This is a genomic window from Bilophila sp. (assembly GCF_057864385.1).
Genome location: NZ_DBMAFI010000078.1, coordinates 1 through 13,983 on the forward strand (window position 1 = coordinate 1; position 13,983 = coordinate 13,983).

At 48.5% G+C, this 13,983-nt stretch carries 20 protein-coding genes; 17 read left to right on the top strand and 3 right to left on the bottom strand.

The genetic code is table 11. The features are described 5' to 3' along the window. The first annotated feature begins 146 nt into the window (after positions 1-146). From ACZM8Y_RS15865 to ACZM8Y_RS15895, 7 genes are all read left to right on the top strand, one after another. Positions 147-557 (top strand): hypothetical protein, encoded by a 411-nt coding sequence (locus tag ACZM8Y_RS15865; protein ID WP_482333768.1) that lies wholly within the window; start codon positions 147-149, stop codon positions 555-557. After that, positions 535-1,266 (top strand): DotG/IcmE/VirB10 family type IV secretion system protein, encoded by a 732-nt coding sequence (locus ACZM8Y_RS15870; RefSeq protein WP_482333770.1) that lies wholly within the window; start codon positions 535-537, stop codon positions 1,264-1,266. Before ACZM8Y_RS15865 ends, ACZM8Y_RS15870 begins: the two co-directional genes overlap by 23 nt. Positions 1,267-1,270: 4 nt before the next feature. Beyond that, positions 1,271-1,510: a hypothetical protein gene (locus ACZM8Y_RS15875; protein ID WP_302554411.1), complete on the top strand. Its 240-nt coding sequence runs from the start codon at positions 1,271-1,273 to the stop codon at positions 1,508-1,510. Between the two features lie 103 nt (positions 1,511-1,613). Further along, positions 1,614-1,937, top strand: coding sequence for a plasmid mobilization protein (locus ACZM8Y_RS15880; RefSeq protein WP_302554410.1), 324 nt, complete (start codon positions 1,614-1,616; stop codon positions 1,935-1,937). Continuing rightward, positions 1,934-2,077 carry a hypothetical protein gene (locus ACZM8Y_RS15885; RefSeq protein ID WP_302554408.1) on the top strand — a complete coding sequence of 48 codons (144 nt, stop codon included), beginning with the start codon at positions 1,934-1,936 and terminating at the stop codon, positions 2,075-2,077. The genes ACZM8Y_RS15880 and ACZM8Y_RS15885 overlap by 4 nt, the downstream gene beginning before the upstream one ends. Continuing rightward, a complete protein-coding gene (locus tag ACZM8Y_RS15890) occupies positions 2,011-2,805 on the top strand; it encodes a relaxase/mobilization nuclease domain-containing protein (protein ID WP_482333802.1) in 795 nt (264 codons plus the stop codon). Before ACZM8Y_RS15885 ends, ACZM8Y_RS15890 begins: the two co-directional genes overlap by 67 nt. Before the next feature lie 26 nt (positions 2,806-2,831). Continuing rightward, positions 2,832-3,116, top strand: a complete 285-nt coding sequence (locus ACZM8Y_RS15895; protein WP_482333773.1) for a hypothetical protein — start codon at positions 2,832-2,834, stop codon at positions 3,114-3,116. A gap of 440 nt (positions 3,117-3,556) precedes the next feature. On the opposite strand, the gene ACZM8Y_RS15900 is transcribed toward ACZM8Y_RS15895, so the two are convergent. After that, positions 3,557-4,495 (bottom strand): AraC family transcriptional regulator, encoded by a 939-nt coding sequence (locus tag ACZM8Y_RS15900; RefSeq protein ID WP_482333775.1) that lies wholly within the window; start codon positions 4,493-4,495, stop codon positions 3,557-3,559. A 338-nt stretch (positions 4,496-4,833) separates the two neighbouring features. Here ACZM8Y_RS15900 and ACZM8Y_RS15905 point away from each other — a divergent pair, with 338 nt between their 5' ends. From ACZM8Y_RS15905 to ACZM8Y_RS15945, 9 genes are all read left to right on the top strand, one after another. Then, positions 4,834-5,685, top strand: coding sequence for an aldo/keto reductase (locus ACZM8Y_RS15905; protein WP_482333777.1), 852 nt, complete (start codon positions 4,834-4,836; stop codon positions 5,683-5,685). A gap of 11 nt (positions 5,686-5,696) precedes the next feature. Then, positions 5,697-6,263, top strand: a complete 567-nt coding sequence (locus ACZM8Y_RS15910; RefSeq protein ID WP_482333779.1) for a flavodoxin family protein — start codon at positions 5,697-5,699, stop codon at positions 6,261-6,263. A gap of 47 nt (positions 6,264-6,310) precedes the next feature. Continuing rightward, positions 6,311-7,300: an aldo/keto reductase gene (locus ACZM8Y_RS15915; protein ID WP_482333781.1), complete on the top strand. Its 990-nt coding sequence runs from the start codon at positions 6,311-6,313 to the stop codon at positions 7,298-7,300. 67 nt (positions 7,301-7,367) lie between these two features. Continuing rightward, positions 7,368-8,219 carry an aldo/keto reductase gene (locus ACZM8Y_RS15920; RefSeq protein ID WP_482333783.1) on the top strand — a complete coding sequence of 284 codons (852 nt, stop codon included), beginning with the start codon at positions 7,368-7,370 and terminating at the stop codon, positions 8,217-8,219. A gap of 13 nt (positions 8,220-8,232) precedes the next feature. Beyond that, entirely contained in the window at positions 8,233-8,763 is a 531-nt protein-coding gene (locus ACZM8Y_RS15925) for a flavodoxin family protein (RefSeq protein WP_482333785.1), read from the top strand. Between the two features lie 38 nt (positions 8,764-8,801). Continuing rightward, positions 8,802-9,101 (top strand): Dabb family protein, encoded by a 300-nt coding sequence (locus ACZM8Y_RS15930; RefSeq protein ID WP_482333787.1) that lies wholly within the window; start codon positions 8,802-8,804, stop codon positions 9,099-9,101. Between the two features lie 46 nt (positions 9,102-9,147). Beyond that, on the top strand, positions 9,148-9,660 hold the full coding sequence (locus ACZM8Y_RS15935) for a nitroreductase family protein (protein WP_482333789.1): 513 nt from the start codon (positions 9,148-9,150) through the stop codon (positions 9,658-9,660). 15 nt (positions 9,661-9,675) lie between these two features. Next, positions 9,676-10,152: a flavodoxin gene (locus tag ACZM8Y_RS15940; RefSeq protein ID WP_482333791.1), complete on the top strand. Its 477-nt coding sequence runs from the start codon at positions 9,676-9,678 to the stop codon at positions 10,150-10,152. Between the two features lie 79 nt (positions 10,153-10,231). After that, on the top strand, positions 10,232-10,981 hold the full coding sequence (locus tag ACZM8Y_RS15945; protein WP_482333793.1) for an SDR family NAD(P)-dependent oxidoreductase: 750 nt from the start codon (positions 10,232-10,234) through the stop codon (positions 10,979-10,981). A 202-nt stretch (positions 10,982-11,183) separates the two neighbouring features. Here the strand turns inward: ACZM8Y_RS15945 and ACZM8Y_RS15950 are convergent, their stop codons facing one another. Further along, positions 11,184-11,822 carry a hypothetical protein gene (locus ACZM8Y_RS15950; protein ID WP_482333795.1) on the bottom strand — a complete coding sequence of 213 codons (639 nt, stop codon included), beginning with the start codon at positions 11,820-11,822 and terminating at the stop codon, positions 11,184-11,186. 174 nt (positions 11,823-11,996) lie between these two features. Then, entirely contained in the window at positions 11,997-12,215 is a 219-nt protein-coding gene (locus ACZM8Y_RS15955) for an Rpn family recombination-promoting nuclease/putative transposase (protein WP_482333797.1), read from the bottom strand. A gap of 945 nt (positions 12,216-13,160) precedes the next feature. Here ACZM8Y_RS15955 and ACZM8Y_RS15960 point away from each other — a divergent pair. Further along, positions 13,161-13,983, top strand: an 823-nt coding sequence (locus tag ACZM8Y_RS15960) for a cache domain-containing protein (protein ID WP_489501886.1), incomplete at its 3' end; no start/stop codon positions are given.

Genomic DNA, 13,983 nt, shown 5'->3' on the forward strand with positions numbered 1-13,983 from the left:
CCTTGATGTGGCCAGCCTGGACAGCTGTGGTCAACGGAGCGGGCAACACCAAATGTTATGAGGTGCCGGTTACGTCGCGGTTGATGCTTTCCAGAAACGGGCAAATTCAGAAGATTCGCCTGCAAGTTTCCCAATGAGGGCACGCTATGAGCGATATGACAAGCACGGAAAAAAAGCGCCGTCTCATCCTGTTCAGTCTTCTGGGGACTGTTCTCTCCGTCTCCATAGTCCTTGCGTCCTTCTTCCTGTTCAGTTCAGAGAAACCGTCCGCCACGGCCAGACTGGCCACAGCGAGGACAGACGCCATCAGCGGCAAGGCGGGAGGCGAAGGCTCGGAGGAATACAATCAGAAACTAAAGGAACACGATACGCGACAGGCCAATGAAGCTCTCAAGGCGGGAGAAAGTTTTGTTCCCACGCCTGTGGGACAAAGAAAGCTCGTGGTGGGAAAGAAGGAAGACACGCCCCCGGGCCCCGCCGCCGGTCGCGCCGGTGCGAACCGTGCCCGTCCAGACGCCGCGCACGGACAATACCATGCTGAAACGCATGATGGATGACCTGACGACGGCATTGGATACGAAACTGTCCTCCGTTGCCGTGGGCGAAGGCAAAATTGTCTATCTGCACGATTTTTCGGATGAAACTACTCCGATTGCCGCACCCGTTGCGGCAACGTCAGAGACAGCACGGTCAGGGAACACGTCTCCTCCCTCCGTGACGCTCAAGCCGGGCGATCTGCTTTATGCCATCGTAGATGTGGGAGTGAACTCGGATGTGCCGTCCGCTGTGTTGGCTACGGTCACGTCCGGCGCCTACCGCAACACTCGTCTGATGGGCACGTTCCAGCGCCACGAGGAACGCCTTGTTCTGGCTTTCAACCGGGCCGTACTGCCTACCGGCGAAACCGTCCAGCTTGAAGCCTATGCCGTTGCTCCGTCCACCTCGGAAGCCTCGGTAGCCAGCTCCGTGAATACCCATTTTTTCTCACGATGGGGCGGGCTTGTCGCGTCCGCGTTCCTGGAAGGTCTGGGCACGGCCAAACGCTATAGCGGCTCCCAAAGCACCATCTACGGCTACGGCAATGACGTGACCGACCAGATGGTCTGGAATACCTACAGCGTGGAAGACCAGGCATGGATAGCCGCCGGAAAGGTGGGCGAAAAGGCCGGAAAAATCTTTGAAAAAAATTTCGACAGACCTCCCACCGTCCGACTGGAAAGCGGCACTCCCGTGGGCGTTCTCGTTCTGAACGTCAAGGGCAGGTGACGGCATGGACAACTACGTCGCCAACGTCATCCCGCATTTGCAGCAATGGTGGCCCGTGCTTGTCCGGCTGGCCTACCTGGTGGGTGTCGCCTTCGCCGTGGTTTCGCTTGGGCAGGCCATAAGCCACAAGCATCGCTTCAACCGCTCCACAGCGGTGCGGAAGCATCGCACGGGCAATGCTTCCCCAGAGGCAATGAAAGGCAGTCCTCAAAACCGCCGGAAGTTCTTCTTTACAGAATGGTAGCTGTCTGACGCCAGCTAACATCCTGCCAAAGGCTTCGCCTCTGGACACCCTCAGAGCGTTCGGCGCTGCGCTTCTCACGCTCTCAAAAAGGCAGGAAAGACAGATGGAAAAACAGAAGACGACAAACAGATTTCAAAGGCGGCGGACGCTCAGGCTTACCGCCGAAGAAGATGAAAGAATGACACAACAGGCCGCCACCGCCGGAATCTCCGTTTCCGAGTACATGCGGCGACTGTTCTTCGGCGGCAGGCCCATCATCGCCAGAACGGACGACCAGACCATCCGGGAACTGCGGCGGCTTGGGGGGCTGCTCAAGTATCATTTCAAGGCGGTAAAGCGGACAGGAAATCCCGCCACTCTTTCGGAACTGGACGCCGCATTACGGGAAATCCGGTACGCCATCAAAGTACTGAGCGAAAGACGATGATTGTCAAAAAGCTCAAGCGCACCAGCTTCAAAAAGTCCAAAGCCACCATGATTGGCGGTCTGGTGGACTATACATCCTTGCCGAACACGACGACAGGGGCAAGGACAAGCTCGCCTATGCCGGGAGCAGGAATTTTCTGACAACGACCGTCGCCGCTCAGAAAAAGGAGATGATTTCCCTTGCCGAGGAGTCCATCCAGAGCAGGATGCCGGTCACACACTGGATTTTGTCATGGCAGGAAAACGAACAGCCGACCAGTGAACAGGTAGACGAAGCGGTCAGTCTCTTTCTCCGGGGAATGGGCCTTGCCGAACACCAGACAGTTTATGCCCTGCATAAAAACACGGGCAACTATCATTTGCATATCGCCGTGAATCGGACGCATCCCTACACACAGAAAGTCATTCAGCCGCACAGAGGATTCGACATTAATGAAGCACATAAAATAGTGGCGGAAATCGAACACCGGCAGGGATGGGCATCACAGATGAACGCCCGCTATCGCGTCAATGAACAGGGCCATGTGGTCAAGAATCTCCAACGGCGGGAGCAGATGAAGCCCAAGCCCAAAGCGGAAGACTTTGAAAACGCCACCGGAGAAAAATCGGCCATGCGCATTGTGCAGGAGCGTGCCCATGCCGTCATTCAGAATGCCTCATGTTGGGAAGAACTTCATGCCGGGCTAGATACGGTGGGGCTGCGTTTCGTGCGCAAAGGCTCCGGCGCTGTCATTTTCGTGGAAGATACGGCGGTCAAGGCATCCAGCGTGGACAGGAGTTTTCCCTGTCCAGGCTCTCCAAACGGCTTGGAGAGTTCAAGCCCGGCTACTATTCCGAACGGACATTCCATAGGCCAGCTCCGGAGCTGATCAGTCACGTTTGCCAGGAGGAATGGTTGGAGTACCAGCAGGAGAGGCAGAGAGAGGCGGAAGAAAAACGCCAAGCCAGAAAGAAGCGGGAGGAAGAACAGGAAGAGCTGAAACGACGGCAGCAAGATCGCCGGGAGGCGGCTACAGCACGTCTTGTCCAGCATGGATTATCGGTGCTGAATATCGCCCGGCATTTTTTGAAGGAGCAAGAGAGGGAGGAAAAAACGGCGTTGTGGGACAAGCAGGTTCAGCCAGAACAGAAGCAACGACTCCCGCTGGGCAGGCGTGATGCGTATCACGCCAATCTCTGACGTTTCCGCAAACGGATCGCTCCCGGCGCGAAGGTCAGGAATTCGAGTTCCTCCAAAACGGCACTCTGCCCTCCCCCTATGCCGCCTATCGGGAAATGGTCAAAAAACGTTTTCCTGAAAAGATGGACGAATCAGGCTGGAAGCCGCTATTGCCCTCTACATGCGCTGTGCCGAATACACACCGCAGGAGGTAGCCAACGAGCTGTATAGCCCCCCACCCGCCCCCACAGACAAAACCGTGACGAAAGGATAGACTACTGACGCAGGGTGGTCTGGTATGCCTTTGGTACGGCGGGAGATATTGATATTGCCAACATCAACCCCACGCAGGAACAAATCAATAATTTCTGTAAAGAAGCAGAACCAACTAAGAAAAGCAAATCAAGGCAAACTAGCCTCAATTTTATATTTAAGTAACAAGTATAAAACTATCATAATATTTATATCGCACTCAGTTTATTCGGTTGGTTCGTATTTTTTAAATAAATTATATTTCGCCTTGGTGGATTACCAAACAACCTTTTATACTCCCTAATAAATTGAGTTACACTTTCATATCCTACACTGAAAGCAGCCTGAGTAACATCACATTGCCCAGACATCATAAGACGCTGAGCTTCGTCAAGGCGAAGACGTTTTTGATATTGCAGCGGGCTAAGAGTAGTAACGCTCTTGAAATATTTATGAAATGTTGAGGGGGCCATATTGGAACGCTCGGCAAGCTCTTCTATGCGCAGAGGTGTTTTGTAATTTTTCTGGAGCCAATTTATGGCCTTGGTGACTTGATTCCCTTGTGAGCCAAGAGTGTTGAATGTGCGGAGGAGATTGCCGATTGGACTTCTAAGTAAACGATAATGAATTTCTCGAAGAAGAATATCCCCCATAACTGGAATATCATCATACTTATTCGATAGTTCCGCCAACCGCAGAAAAGCGTCTACCAAGTCTGGTTCCATCTCCTGTATCATTGCACCGCAAGAGATGTCATTTGCGTAGCCGGAAGAGGAGGGAGTTTTGACAGCTAATGCGGACAGCAGTTCCGTATCCAGATAAAGAGACATTGCCAAGTAAGGTTTCTCTTCACTTGCCTCCATGACACAGCTTGCGACAGGCATATTTACTCCGGTCACAAAACAGATATTTTCTCCATAGTTATATTCATTTTTACCAATGCGCACCAGCTTTCTTCCCTGCGCGACCACGATAATGACCGGTTTCAAAAAACGCGGCATGGGAGTACCCGCGCTGGCATAACGATGGAAAGCCAATCCCCTGACAGCTGCGTCCGTTGTTCCCTGCCCGGATACTGTGCTGCGAAATATGGCAGAGGTCAGTAATTCCCAGCTTTTCTTCATATCCACACGCGACGTTTCAGCCATAAAAAAACCTTTCTTATCAATATATTTTGAGCGTTACCGGTAGAAAAACCAACAACATTACCGCTCCCTGTCCGGCCCTTCTTTCATGCCACAAATAGTCGTTTAAGTCATCTAGCGTAGAGGATTAGGCAGAAAGTATGGAGGAATATATCTACCCCCTTTGACGGAGCATGGCTAATCTCTGACGCATCCTCCCTCTTCCCGAAACAGGACAGTCCGAGTTTACCTCGGCCCCGTGCCGCGAACATGAAAAACCGAATGAAACATTTCTATCAACGCACGGGGGAATATGCAAAAAGCTGCTTTCACCAAAACAGGCGCAAAACCAAGGGAGTCTTATGAATAAGATTATACTGAACAACGGCATGAAAATACCGCAGCTCGGATTAGGAGTTTTTCAAATAGAAAACGTGTCCCTCTGCGAACAGGTCGTTTCTGAAGCATTGGCTCTTGGGTATCGGCTGATTGATACCGCTGCGGCATACCATAATGAAGAAGCTGTCGGCACCGCTATAAAAAAGAGCGGCATTCCCCGTGAAGAAATTTTTATCACATCAAAAATTTGGGTGCAGGACTTCGGCTACGAAAAAACCAAAAGAGCGGTAGAAACAGCACTGCAAAATCTTGATGTGGAATATATTGATTTGATGTTGCTGCATCAACAGCTATCTGATTATTATGGTTCATGGCGGGCATTACAGGAATATTTCCATAGTGGCATCATAAAATCTATCGGTGTTTCCAATTTCTATGCGGATCGCCTGGCTGACCTTTGTGCAAATTTTGAAACGGCTCCCACCGTCAATCAGATTGAGTGCCACCCATTTTATCAACGTCAGTATGATATTGAGGTCATGAATAAACTTGGCGTTGCTGTCATGGCATGGGCTCCATTGGCCGAAGGAGGCCATGACATATGGAACAATATGACGTTGAAGAGCATCGCGGATAAACACCATAAAACAGTGGCACAAGTCGCTCTCCGCTTTTCCATTCAAAGAAATGTCATCGTCATCCCCAAAACTGTTCACCAAAACAGGATGCTTGAAAATATGAGCATCTGGGATTTTGAGTTGGATGAAACTGACATGGAAAAACTGAAAACTCTTGATACCGGGAAAACGGAAATCATCGATCATCTGAATGTAGAGACGGTACAGTTTTTGAATAAACATAAGGTTCATGATTGAGGGGCAAGAACATGAAAAAAATCCTGCTTGTCTGTGCAAGCCCCCGCAGGGGAGGGAATTCGGACATCGTTACCTCTACCCTGGCTTCCGATCTGACGGACTGTGACGTGACGGTCTTCACCATGAGGGAAAAGCGCTGTTTCCCCTGCAAGGCATGTGCGGCCTGTCAAGGCAGGGAATCGCAGATATGCGTACAAGATGACGACATCACCCCGCTTCTTCCTCTTATTGACGCCTGTGACGCCCTTGCGCTTGCCACGCCCATTTACAACCACCAGATAAGCTCCCAGGCCAAACTGTTTATTGAACGCTTTTATCCGTTCTTCCATGTGGGAAAGAAAGCCCTGAGCAATACTTCCAAATATGGCAAAAAAGCGGCGCTTGTCTGTTCCTGCTGGGGGAGTCCCAAAGATGTCATCGAAAATTATGCCGCATGGACGGTAAAGGGGTTTTCCCAAATAGGGGCCGAGGAAACGAAAGCCCTGGTGTTCGATGGAATCCCCGCGCCCGGGCAGATTTTGGAGAAAGGCGCGTATCTTGAACAGTTGCACTCTTTGGCACAGTGGCTGAAAGCATAACCCCGCGTGTATCGTGCATATTCGTAGTTTGAAAAAGGAGAATTGTAATGAAAGCTCGCAAACTGGGAAATGAACTGACTGTTTCCTCAATAGGCTTCGGCTGCATGGGGCTTTCCCATGCATACGGCGTGGCGCTGGAAAAGGACACTGCCATTCGGCGCATCCATGAAGCCTTTGAAAAAGGATATACTTTTTTTGATACGGCGGAAGTCTATGTGGGGCAGTATGCGGACGGCTCCCCCGCCGTCAATGAAGAGCTGGTAGGGGAAGCCCTCCGGCCCATCCGAAATAACGTCGTCATAGCAACCAAAGGCGGTATCCGTTGGGGAAATGATCACCAGACTATCCCTGACGCCTCCCCTGCCTCTCTTCGCCGCTCGCTGGAAAACAGCCTGAAACGGATGGGAGTGGAAACCATCGACCTCTACTACCAGCACAAACAAGACCCTGCCGTGGAACCGGAGGCTGTGGCTCAAACCATGAATACTTTTATCCGGGAAGGGAAAATACGGTATTGGGGAATTTCCAATGCGTCGTCGGAGTACATCCGACGGGCGGATGCCGAATGCAAGGTGGCGGCGGTACAAATGCGCTACTCCATGATGGCCCGCTGGCATGAGGCCATGTTCCCGCTGCTGGAGGAACGCAATATCGGCCTGGTGGCGTACTCTCCTTTGGCAAACGGCTTTTTATCGGCCGTGCAGACAGGAACCGAGCAATATGACAGGGACTTGGATTTTCGCAGCCGCATGCCGCAATACACCAAAGACAACATGGAAAAAAGCAGGGCGCTGCTCGACGGCATTCATGTCATGGCACAGGAAAAAAATGCCACGCCGGCACAAATATCCCTTGCATGGATGCTCTGTAAAAAGCCGTGGATTGTACCCATTCCCGGAACATCCAAAAGCGTGCGCATTACGGAAAATGCCGGGGCAGCCGACATTTCTCTGAGCCATGACGACATCAACAGGATTGACATGCTGCTTGATGGAATTGATCTCGACGTGTTCGGACAGTGGGAAAAAGCTCAATAACCCTTTTCCTACGCATGATTTTTCTGCAACACGCTGGCAAAAACATACTATACAGGAGCATTCAACGATGAAGAACATCTTGCTGAATGACGGCAACGCCATTCCTGCCATTGGTTTTGGCGTCTATATGATTCCCAATGATGGTTCTACCTATAATGCGGTCAAAGAAGCGTTGCGAGTCGGCTATCGCCATATTGATACGGCTGCCGCCTATTTTAACGAAGCCGAAGTAGGCAGGGCCATCCAGGATAGCGGCATCCCCAGGGAAGAAATTTTTGTGACCAGCAAGCTCTGGCTTCAGGATTACGGCTATGAAGCCGCCAGACGGGGAATTGATGCTTCCCTCAAAAAACTGAACTTGGACTTTATCGACCTGTATCTGCTTCATCAACCCTACGGAGATGTGCCGGGCGCATGGAAGGCGCTGGAAGAAGCCCAAAAGGAGGGAAAACTGAAATCCATAGGCGTCAGCAACATGACACCCAACCTCTGGAAAAAATTTGTCCCGCAATTCGCGACCAAGCCTTCCATCAACCAGGTGGAGTACAATCCTTTCTTTCAGCAAAGGGAATTACGCGCCCTTCTTGCCGAAGATAATGTCACTCTGGAAGCATGGTATCCTCTTGGCCATGGTGATGAAAGACTGCTTGCCCATCCACTCGTCACATCCCTGGCGGAAAAATATCACAAGAACGCCGGGCAGATTATCCTGCGCTTTGAAATGCAGGAAGGAGTCGTCATTCTGCCGAAATCCACCACCCCTTCCAGAATCGCCGGAAATATCGACATTTTTGATTTTGCATTGACCGAAGAGGAAATGGAGCAGATGCGCGGACTGGATAAGGGCAAAGGCGTTCACGACCCTGAAGCTCCCGGCGTCGGAGAAATGTTGCTGGAAAAATATAAAGTCCATGATTGACGGGACATACCGTATGAAGATCGTTATCCTGAAATCAAGCCCGCATAAAGACGGCGCGTCAAATACATTAGCTGGCTTTTTCACCAAAGGCGCTGAAGAAGCCGGACATTCGATCTGCCAGCTTGATGTGGCGGGAATGAACATTGCCCCCTGTCTTGGGTGTGATCGCGGAAAAAATTCAGGGCATTGCATAGTGCCCGACGATATAGGGAAAATCGAAGAGGCTCTTGCCGACGCCGACATGGTCGTCTATGTAACCCCCGTTTATTTCTATGAAATGTCGGCACAGTTGAAGCTGGTCATAGACAGGCTTCATTGCTTTTATAAAAAACTGTCCGGAAAGAAGAGCCTGCTGCTTGCGACCGCATGGAGGACAGATGATGAAGTCATGTCTTATTTGCAAGCTCTCTATGCAGGGTTGGCAAAATACCTCGGCCTTCAGGATATGGGAACAATTATGGCTAAAGGGTGTGGAACCCCCGCACTGATTCAGGAAAGCCCGTATGCCCATGAAGCCTATACGCTGGGACACTCATTGGCATAATATGTAAGCCAAACTGCACAGTCTAAGAGGTGATGCGGATGATTCGGCATATTTTCATGGGAACCTTCAAAGAGGGTATTGATAACGAAACCAAACAAAAAGAACTTGCAGACATGCAGGCGATGAAAGAAAAAATTCCTGGAATCGTCGAGTTGCGAATAGGATTCAGCACAGGATGGGTCGGTTCAAAAAACCAAATCGTTATGACAGTTGACTTCGCCTCCAAAGAGGATTTCGACGTTTATATGGCACATCCCTACCATATGGACTATATTAACAAAACAGGGGATATGTACTTTGACCGCTCTTCATTTGCAAGTGCCCAATTCGAGTTTTAAAAACAATCCTTTTACACTTCCGGCAAGCAATATCAGGAGGAAAGACATGGATTTTTCTGAAGTCATCAAAAATCGTTACTCTTGCAAAAAGTTTGATGGACGCCAGGTGGGAACGGCACAACTGAACGCCATTTTGGAAGCGGGCCGTATGGCCCCGACTGCCAAGAACCTTCAGGAACAACGGATTTATGTTGTCCAGTCTGAAGCCGGTCTTGCCAAAATCGACAAGGTTACCCCCTGCCGGTATGGTGCGCCGACCGTTATTGTGGTGGCTTTTGACGCAGGGAATGTCTTTACCTATCCCGGCGGAAAACGGAATTCCGGTGTGGAGGATGCCTCCATTGTGGCTACCCACATGATGCTGGCCGCAGCCAATGAAGGCGTTGACAGCTGCTGGATCAACTTTTTCAACCCGGAAGATATGGCCAGGGAATTGGGCCTGCCTGAAAACGAAGAAGTTTTGATGATGCTGGATTTGGGTTATGCGGCCCCCGGCACCACTCCTCTCCCCACCCATAATAAACGCAAGGAATTGTCCGAAACCGTCAGCTATCTGTAATTCGGGAGAAAAAAGATGAACAATATATTGATTGCCTATTTTTCCGCCAGCGGCGTGACGGCCAAGGTTGCCAGGGAACTGGCCCAGGCTATCGGAGGAAAACTCCACGAAATCATCCCCTGCCAGGCATATACGGACGCGGACTTGAACTGGCATGACAGCCGCAGCCGAAGCAGCCTGGAGATGAAGGACAAGGCTTCTCGCCCCGCCATCAAGGGCAAGGTGGAAAACATGGACGCTTACACGACCATTTTTCTCGGCTTCCCCATCTGGTGGTATGTCGCGCCTACTATCATCAATACGTTTCTGGAGCAGTATGATTTGACCGGCAAAACCATTATTCCTTTCGCCACCTCCGGCAGTAGCGGCATGGGAGACACCAACGCCCATCTGAAACCGTCGTGCCCCGGTGCCATCCTGAAAGAAGGAAAAAGATTTCCTGCGGGGGTTACCGTGTCTGAACTGAAAAAATGGGCAGAAAACGTAAGGTAAAACCAGCCAGTTGCGGGTTAGCCCGATTGGGCTGACCCAACTTAACAAGGACATTGCATTTATTTCATAAAGGAAAAACATGCAAAAAAGATTTGAAAATAAAACCGTACTGGTAACAGGTGCAGGGAGCGGCATAGGCCAAGCCATTGCAAAAAGATTTGCTGACGAAGGAGCAAATGTGCTCATTTTGGGAAGGACAGAAAGTTCTCTCAAAGAAACTGCTGGCATGAGTTCAAAAATCACATATATTACGGCGGACATCACAAAGGAAGATAGTGTAAAAAAAGTAGTTTCTAAAATCAAAGAAACTTTTGGAAAACTTGATGTGTTGGTCAACAACGCTGGAATGGCTCCTGTTTGCCCAATTATTGAAGCTCCTCTGAATCAGTTAGATTCAACATTTCATATCAATGTGAGAGCATTGGTTGATTTAACAGTCTCCAGCTATCAAATGTTGAAGCAAGCAAAGGGGAATATCGTTAATATTTCCTCAACCATGATTACAAAACCTGTAACCAATATGTCTATTTATGCTGCATCCAAGGCCGCTGTTCACGCATTGACGAGAACATGGGCCAAAGAGTGGGCAAAAGACGGCGTGAGGGCCAACTCTGTTGGAGTTGGCCCCATCAAAACTCCGATTTACGATAAAACGGATTTATCAGAAGCAGAGGCTCAAAAACATAAGGACATGATTCAAGAGCTTGTCCCTATGGGCAGATATGGAACTCCAGATGAAGTCGCTTCTGTAGTTGCCTTTTTAGCTTCTGACGAAGCAAGTTTTGTAACAGGCTCAGACTATGTTGTGGATGGCGGCGTTAGCGCGTGACAACAACTGATTGTTTTGAATTGAAATTACCTTTTAAATAACACACCTCTAAAAACATAAAGCCGTGATTTCTGTTTTCCAGGATTTCACGGCTTTTATGGGCACCCCCCAAAGTATTTTAATTTACTGACTAGGTAGAGAATTGCAAAAAAATGCCGCCTATAAAAAGTATAAGCGGCATCATATGTTATTGGATATACAATTACATCAGCTTGGTATCGTTTTTTTTGAGCTGGTCAATAAACTCCTGCAACGATCCCGCATGGTATGCGGAAAGCGTCAGTTTCCGCAGGGCATTTGAATCAGATGATTTGGCAATGTAAGAAGTCACGGATTGGGGAAGAGTCCCAAAACGGGCCTCCGGCAAATCCCGCAGGGCTAGTCCAAGCCCTCTGGTTTCCCCAATGGAAATACCTTCCACCCTCCCTTCTGCCTTCCCAATCATCACACCTTGTCTAATATATTCATCTTTCCACTGAGCTACACGTTCTTCCAACATGGCGTCCACCTCCCGCAAATCCTGAAACTTTTGAATTTCTTCTGTCATTCCAGAGTGTTTAAGAAAAACACGGCCTAACCATACTGTAAACGCCCGGCGTAAAAACAGGTATTCAGGCCCATGAAGCCGGGCTATCAATTCCCTGACTACCCGCCGAACCTGTTCAGGCTCCTGCGCCCGCTCCAGTCTCAGGAGCTGCGCGACCAGGCCCTTGCTTTTATCCAGCTCTTCTCCCGGCACACAGCTTTCGTCCAGCAAAAAATACCGATGTTGGGACGATAATACTTCAAACTCTCCGGCATGGGAACGAACAAAGCCGCCACTTCCTAAGACGCTTTCCATGCCTTGCCTCCATTGTATATAACAATGGGGGAACACTAAATACAACCCCTCGTTTTCACGTATATTTACCATCTTAACGAGATCAAGCAGACGCAGGGTCGTATAGGACAGCATTCTCAAGGCCATCCAGTGGTCGGGCGTGCTCTAGAACTCCAGAAGCAACGCCACACAACACTAGAAACCCTTTTTCCAGCCGACACGCCAGACAATATCGTCATGGCGTTCCCGCAGGTCGTCCGTCACATAACTGCCCGAACAGCGTTCAAGCGTCGAAAAATCCAGGTCGGCGATGAAATCGGCAGACACAAAATCCCTCAACAATGATTCCACCATTTCGGAATTGCTGGAAAACTGCTTATACGCCGAATCATGCGGCATTCGTTCTTTTCCCATGTGAATATCCTATCCGAGCAATGCCCGATAAGTAAGATGCTGCCCCACGTTTTCTCTGTTATTTCCTCATGCTATGCTTCGCCCTATTCCATTCGTATGCGCTGCTCCTTTTCTTCCTTCCCTTCAATCTTCCCCTATAGTTCCCGATACCGCGCATTCCGTTCCAAGTTCCTGTCTCCTACAGAGCCGAAGGCGTGATTCACCGTACACTCGGCGTACCGCTACCAGTTACGCCCAGCCTGGGAGTCCCGACACAAATTAAGAGTAATAACATTTTTAAAATACTGATGAAATGTTGAGTTGATGGAAAAGTACGGATTATACGGTACATTCAAGAATATGGAACCAAAAGGCTTGCTAAGAACGGACGCCAAGAGGGATACTTCGTCATTGCCGAGGTACATGAATGACTTGCGCAGGGAAAGCCCATCTCTTATAATCACAAAAGGTTACAGACTGAGGGAAATATCTCGAAGGGCATTAGCGTGCCTGTCACGGACGCGTTTGGTTCGGAGAACACTATGGTGATAGCCAAGGCTTTGCATGACAAACTTCCTAGCAAGGCGATAGTCATTACTGGCGATGATGACCGGCACCTTTTTGCTATATTTGCGTCATAAGGGCTACCCCCATTCTGCTACGAACAGATATGAGTCTGAAACCTAGCCTATAGACTTGTGAACCTGCCTCTAGAAATTGTTCCCGCAAATTTGAGGCCTTTTGTAGGAGCCGGTTTTAACAGGCAGGCAAAAGATAAAGTCGTATTAATATAAAGAAAACAATAACATAGTATTGCATCAAGGAATGTTTTCTTTCCGCAGAGATATTGACGTTAAAAACCTTGCTCACTACTTTATTTCATATGAACGTATTGTGTAATAGTAGCAGGTTATACAAAATAGATTTACAAAGAAGCAAAAAAGTTCAGCTACCTTGGAGCACCCAATGATGGATGAAGAGAGATTCAGGCATCGGCTTCGGCAATTGTCAGTAAGTATTTTTATTATTGGTACCATCTTATTGTCTACTGGAATTACTACACTTTTATATGTTGTACGCTCTACACACGAAACCATTCACGAACAGATGAAGCTGGAAGCACAAGAGTACAAAAACCGAATTTTTAAACAATTTAACAAGGATTTCCAGATACTACACACGTTGGCTTCGGTTATCCCTTTAACTCATGGTGAGCTAAATAATATTGGAGAGTGGATAAAAAGAGCCAATATTCAGGATAATGATTTTGTAAATATTGCATTCTTTAATCCTGAAGGGAAAGGTGTAATGGATACTTTTGGTGTAGGGCTGAATACGAACTTTTTACTTGCTAGTTGTAATGATGATATTCAGGAAGCTGTAAAACAATCTTTTTTAGGCAAAGATACTATATCGCGTCTTTTTGTTAGTGAATTTTCAAAAGAGCGGCTTTATGTTTACTCAGTTCCGATTTGGCGGAACGGAAAAGTAATTGGGGCTTTGGCTGCCAGCACTCGTCTGAATATTTTTAGAGAGATTGCTGGTGGAAATATGGTTATGAATGGACATGGATATATCCATATTATTGGTTCAGAAGGAAAATTTTTATTACGTTCTCAATATGCTGCCGTGCCCAATAAAGAATATGAAACTATATTTGATGGGCCTTATATTGATAAAAAATATCATGGTACTATTTTAAATGTAATGGAACAGCAAAGAAGTGATTTTTTTGAATTTACTTATAATAAAGAAAAATATCATTTTTATTTATATCCTCTGGGATTGA

Excerpts from the sequence above, each read along its gene's own strand:
- ACZM8Y_RS15865 (WP_482333768.1), top strand. The coding sequence starts at position 147 with ATGAGCGATATGACAAGCACGGAAAAAAAGCGCCGTCTCATCCTGTTC.
- ACZM8Y_RS15870 (WP_482333770.1), top strand. The coding sequence starts at position 535 with ATGCTGAAACGCATGATGGATGACCTGACGACGGCATTGGATACGAAA.
- ACZM8Y_RS15875 (WP_302554411.1), top strand. The coding sequence starts at position 1,271 with ATGGACAACTACGTCGCCAACGTCATCCCGCATTTGCAGCAATGGTGG.
- ACZM8Y_RS15880 (WP_302554410.1), top strand. The coding sequence starts at position 1,614 with ATGGAAAAACAGAAGACGACAAACAGATTTCAAAGGCGGCGGACGCTC.
- ACZM8Y_RS15885 (WP_302554408.1), top strand. The coding sequence starts at position 1,934 with ATGATTGTCAAAAAGCTCAAGCGCACCAGCTTCAAAAAGTCCAAAGCC.
- ACZM8Y_RS15900 (WP_482333775.1), bottom strand. The coding sequence starts at position 4,495 with ATGGCTGAAACGTCGCGTGTGGATATGAAGAAAAGCTGGGAATTACTG.
- ACZM8Y_RS15905 (WP_482333777.1), top strand. The coding sequence starts at position 4,834 with ATGAATAAGATTATACTGAACAACGGCATGAAAATACCGCAGCTCGGA.
- ACZM8Y_RS15910 (WP_482333779.1), top strand. The coding sequence starts at position 5,697 with ATGAAAAAAATCCTGCTTGTCTGTGCAAGCCCCCGCAGGGGAGGGAAT.
- ACZM8Y_RS15915 (WP_482333781.1), top strand. The coding sequence starts at position 6,311 with ATGAAAGCTCGCAAACTGGGAAATGAACTGACTGTTTCCTCAATAGGC.
- ACZM8Y_RS15920 (WP_482333783.1), top strand. The coding sequence starts at position 7,368 with ATGAAGAACATCTTGCTGAATGACGGCAACGCCATTCCTGCCATTGGT.
- ACZM8Y_RS15925 (WP_482333785.1), top strand. The coding sequence starts at position 8,233 with ATGAAGATCGTTATCCTGAAATCAAGCCCGCATAAAGACGGCGCGTCA.
- ACZM8Y_RS15930 (WP_482333787.1), top strand. The coding sequence starts at position 8,802 with ATGATTCGGCATATTTTCATGGGAACCTTCAAAGAGGGTATTGATAAC.
- ACZM8Y_RS15935 (WP_482333789.1), top strand. The coding sequence starts at position 9,148 with ATGGATTTTTCTGAAGTCATCAAAAATCGTTACTCTTGCAAAAAGTTT.
- ACZM8Y_RS15940 (WP_482333791.1), top strand. The coding sequence starts at position 9,676 with ATGAACAATATATTGATTGCCTATTTTTCCGCCAGCGGCGTGACGGCC.
- ACZM8Y_RS15945 (WP_482333793.1), top strand. The coding sequence starts at position 10,232 with ATGCAAAAAAGATTTGAAAATAAAACCGTACTGGTAACAGGTGCAGGG.
- ACZM8Y_RS15950 (WP_482333795.1), bottom strand. The coding sequence starts at position 11,822 with ATGGAAAGCGTCTTAGGAAGTGGCGGCTTTGTTCGTTCCCATGCCGGA.
- ACZM8Y_RS15955 (WP_482333797.1), bottom strand. The coding sequence starts at position 12,215 with ATGGGAAAAGAACGAATGCCGCATGATTCGGCGTATAAGCAGTTTTCC.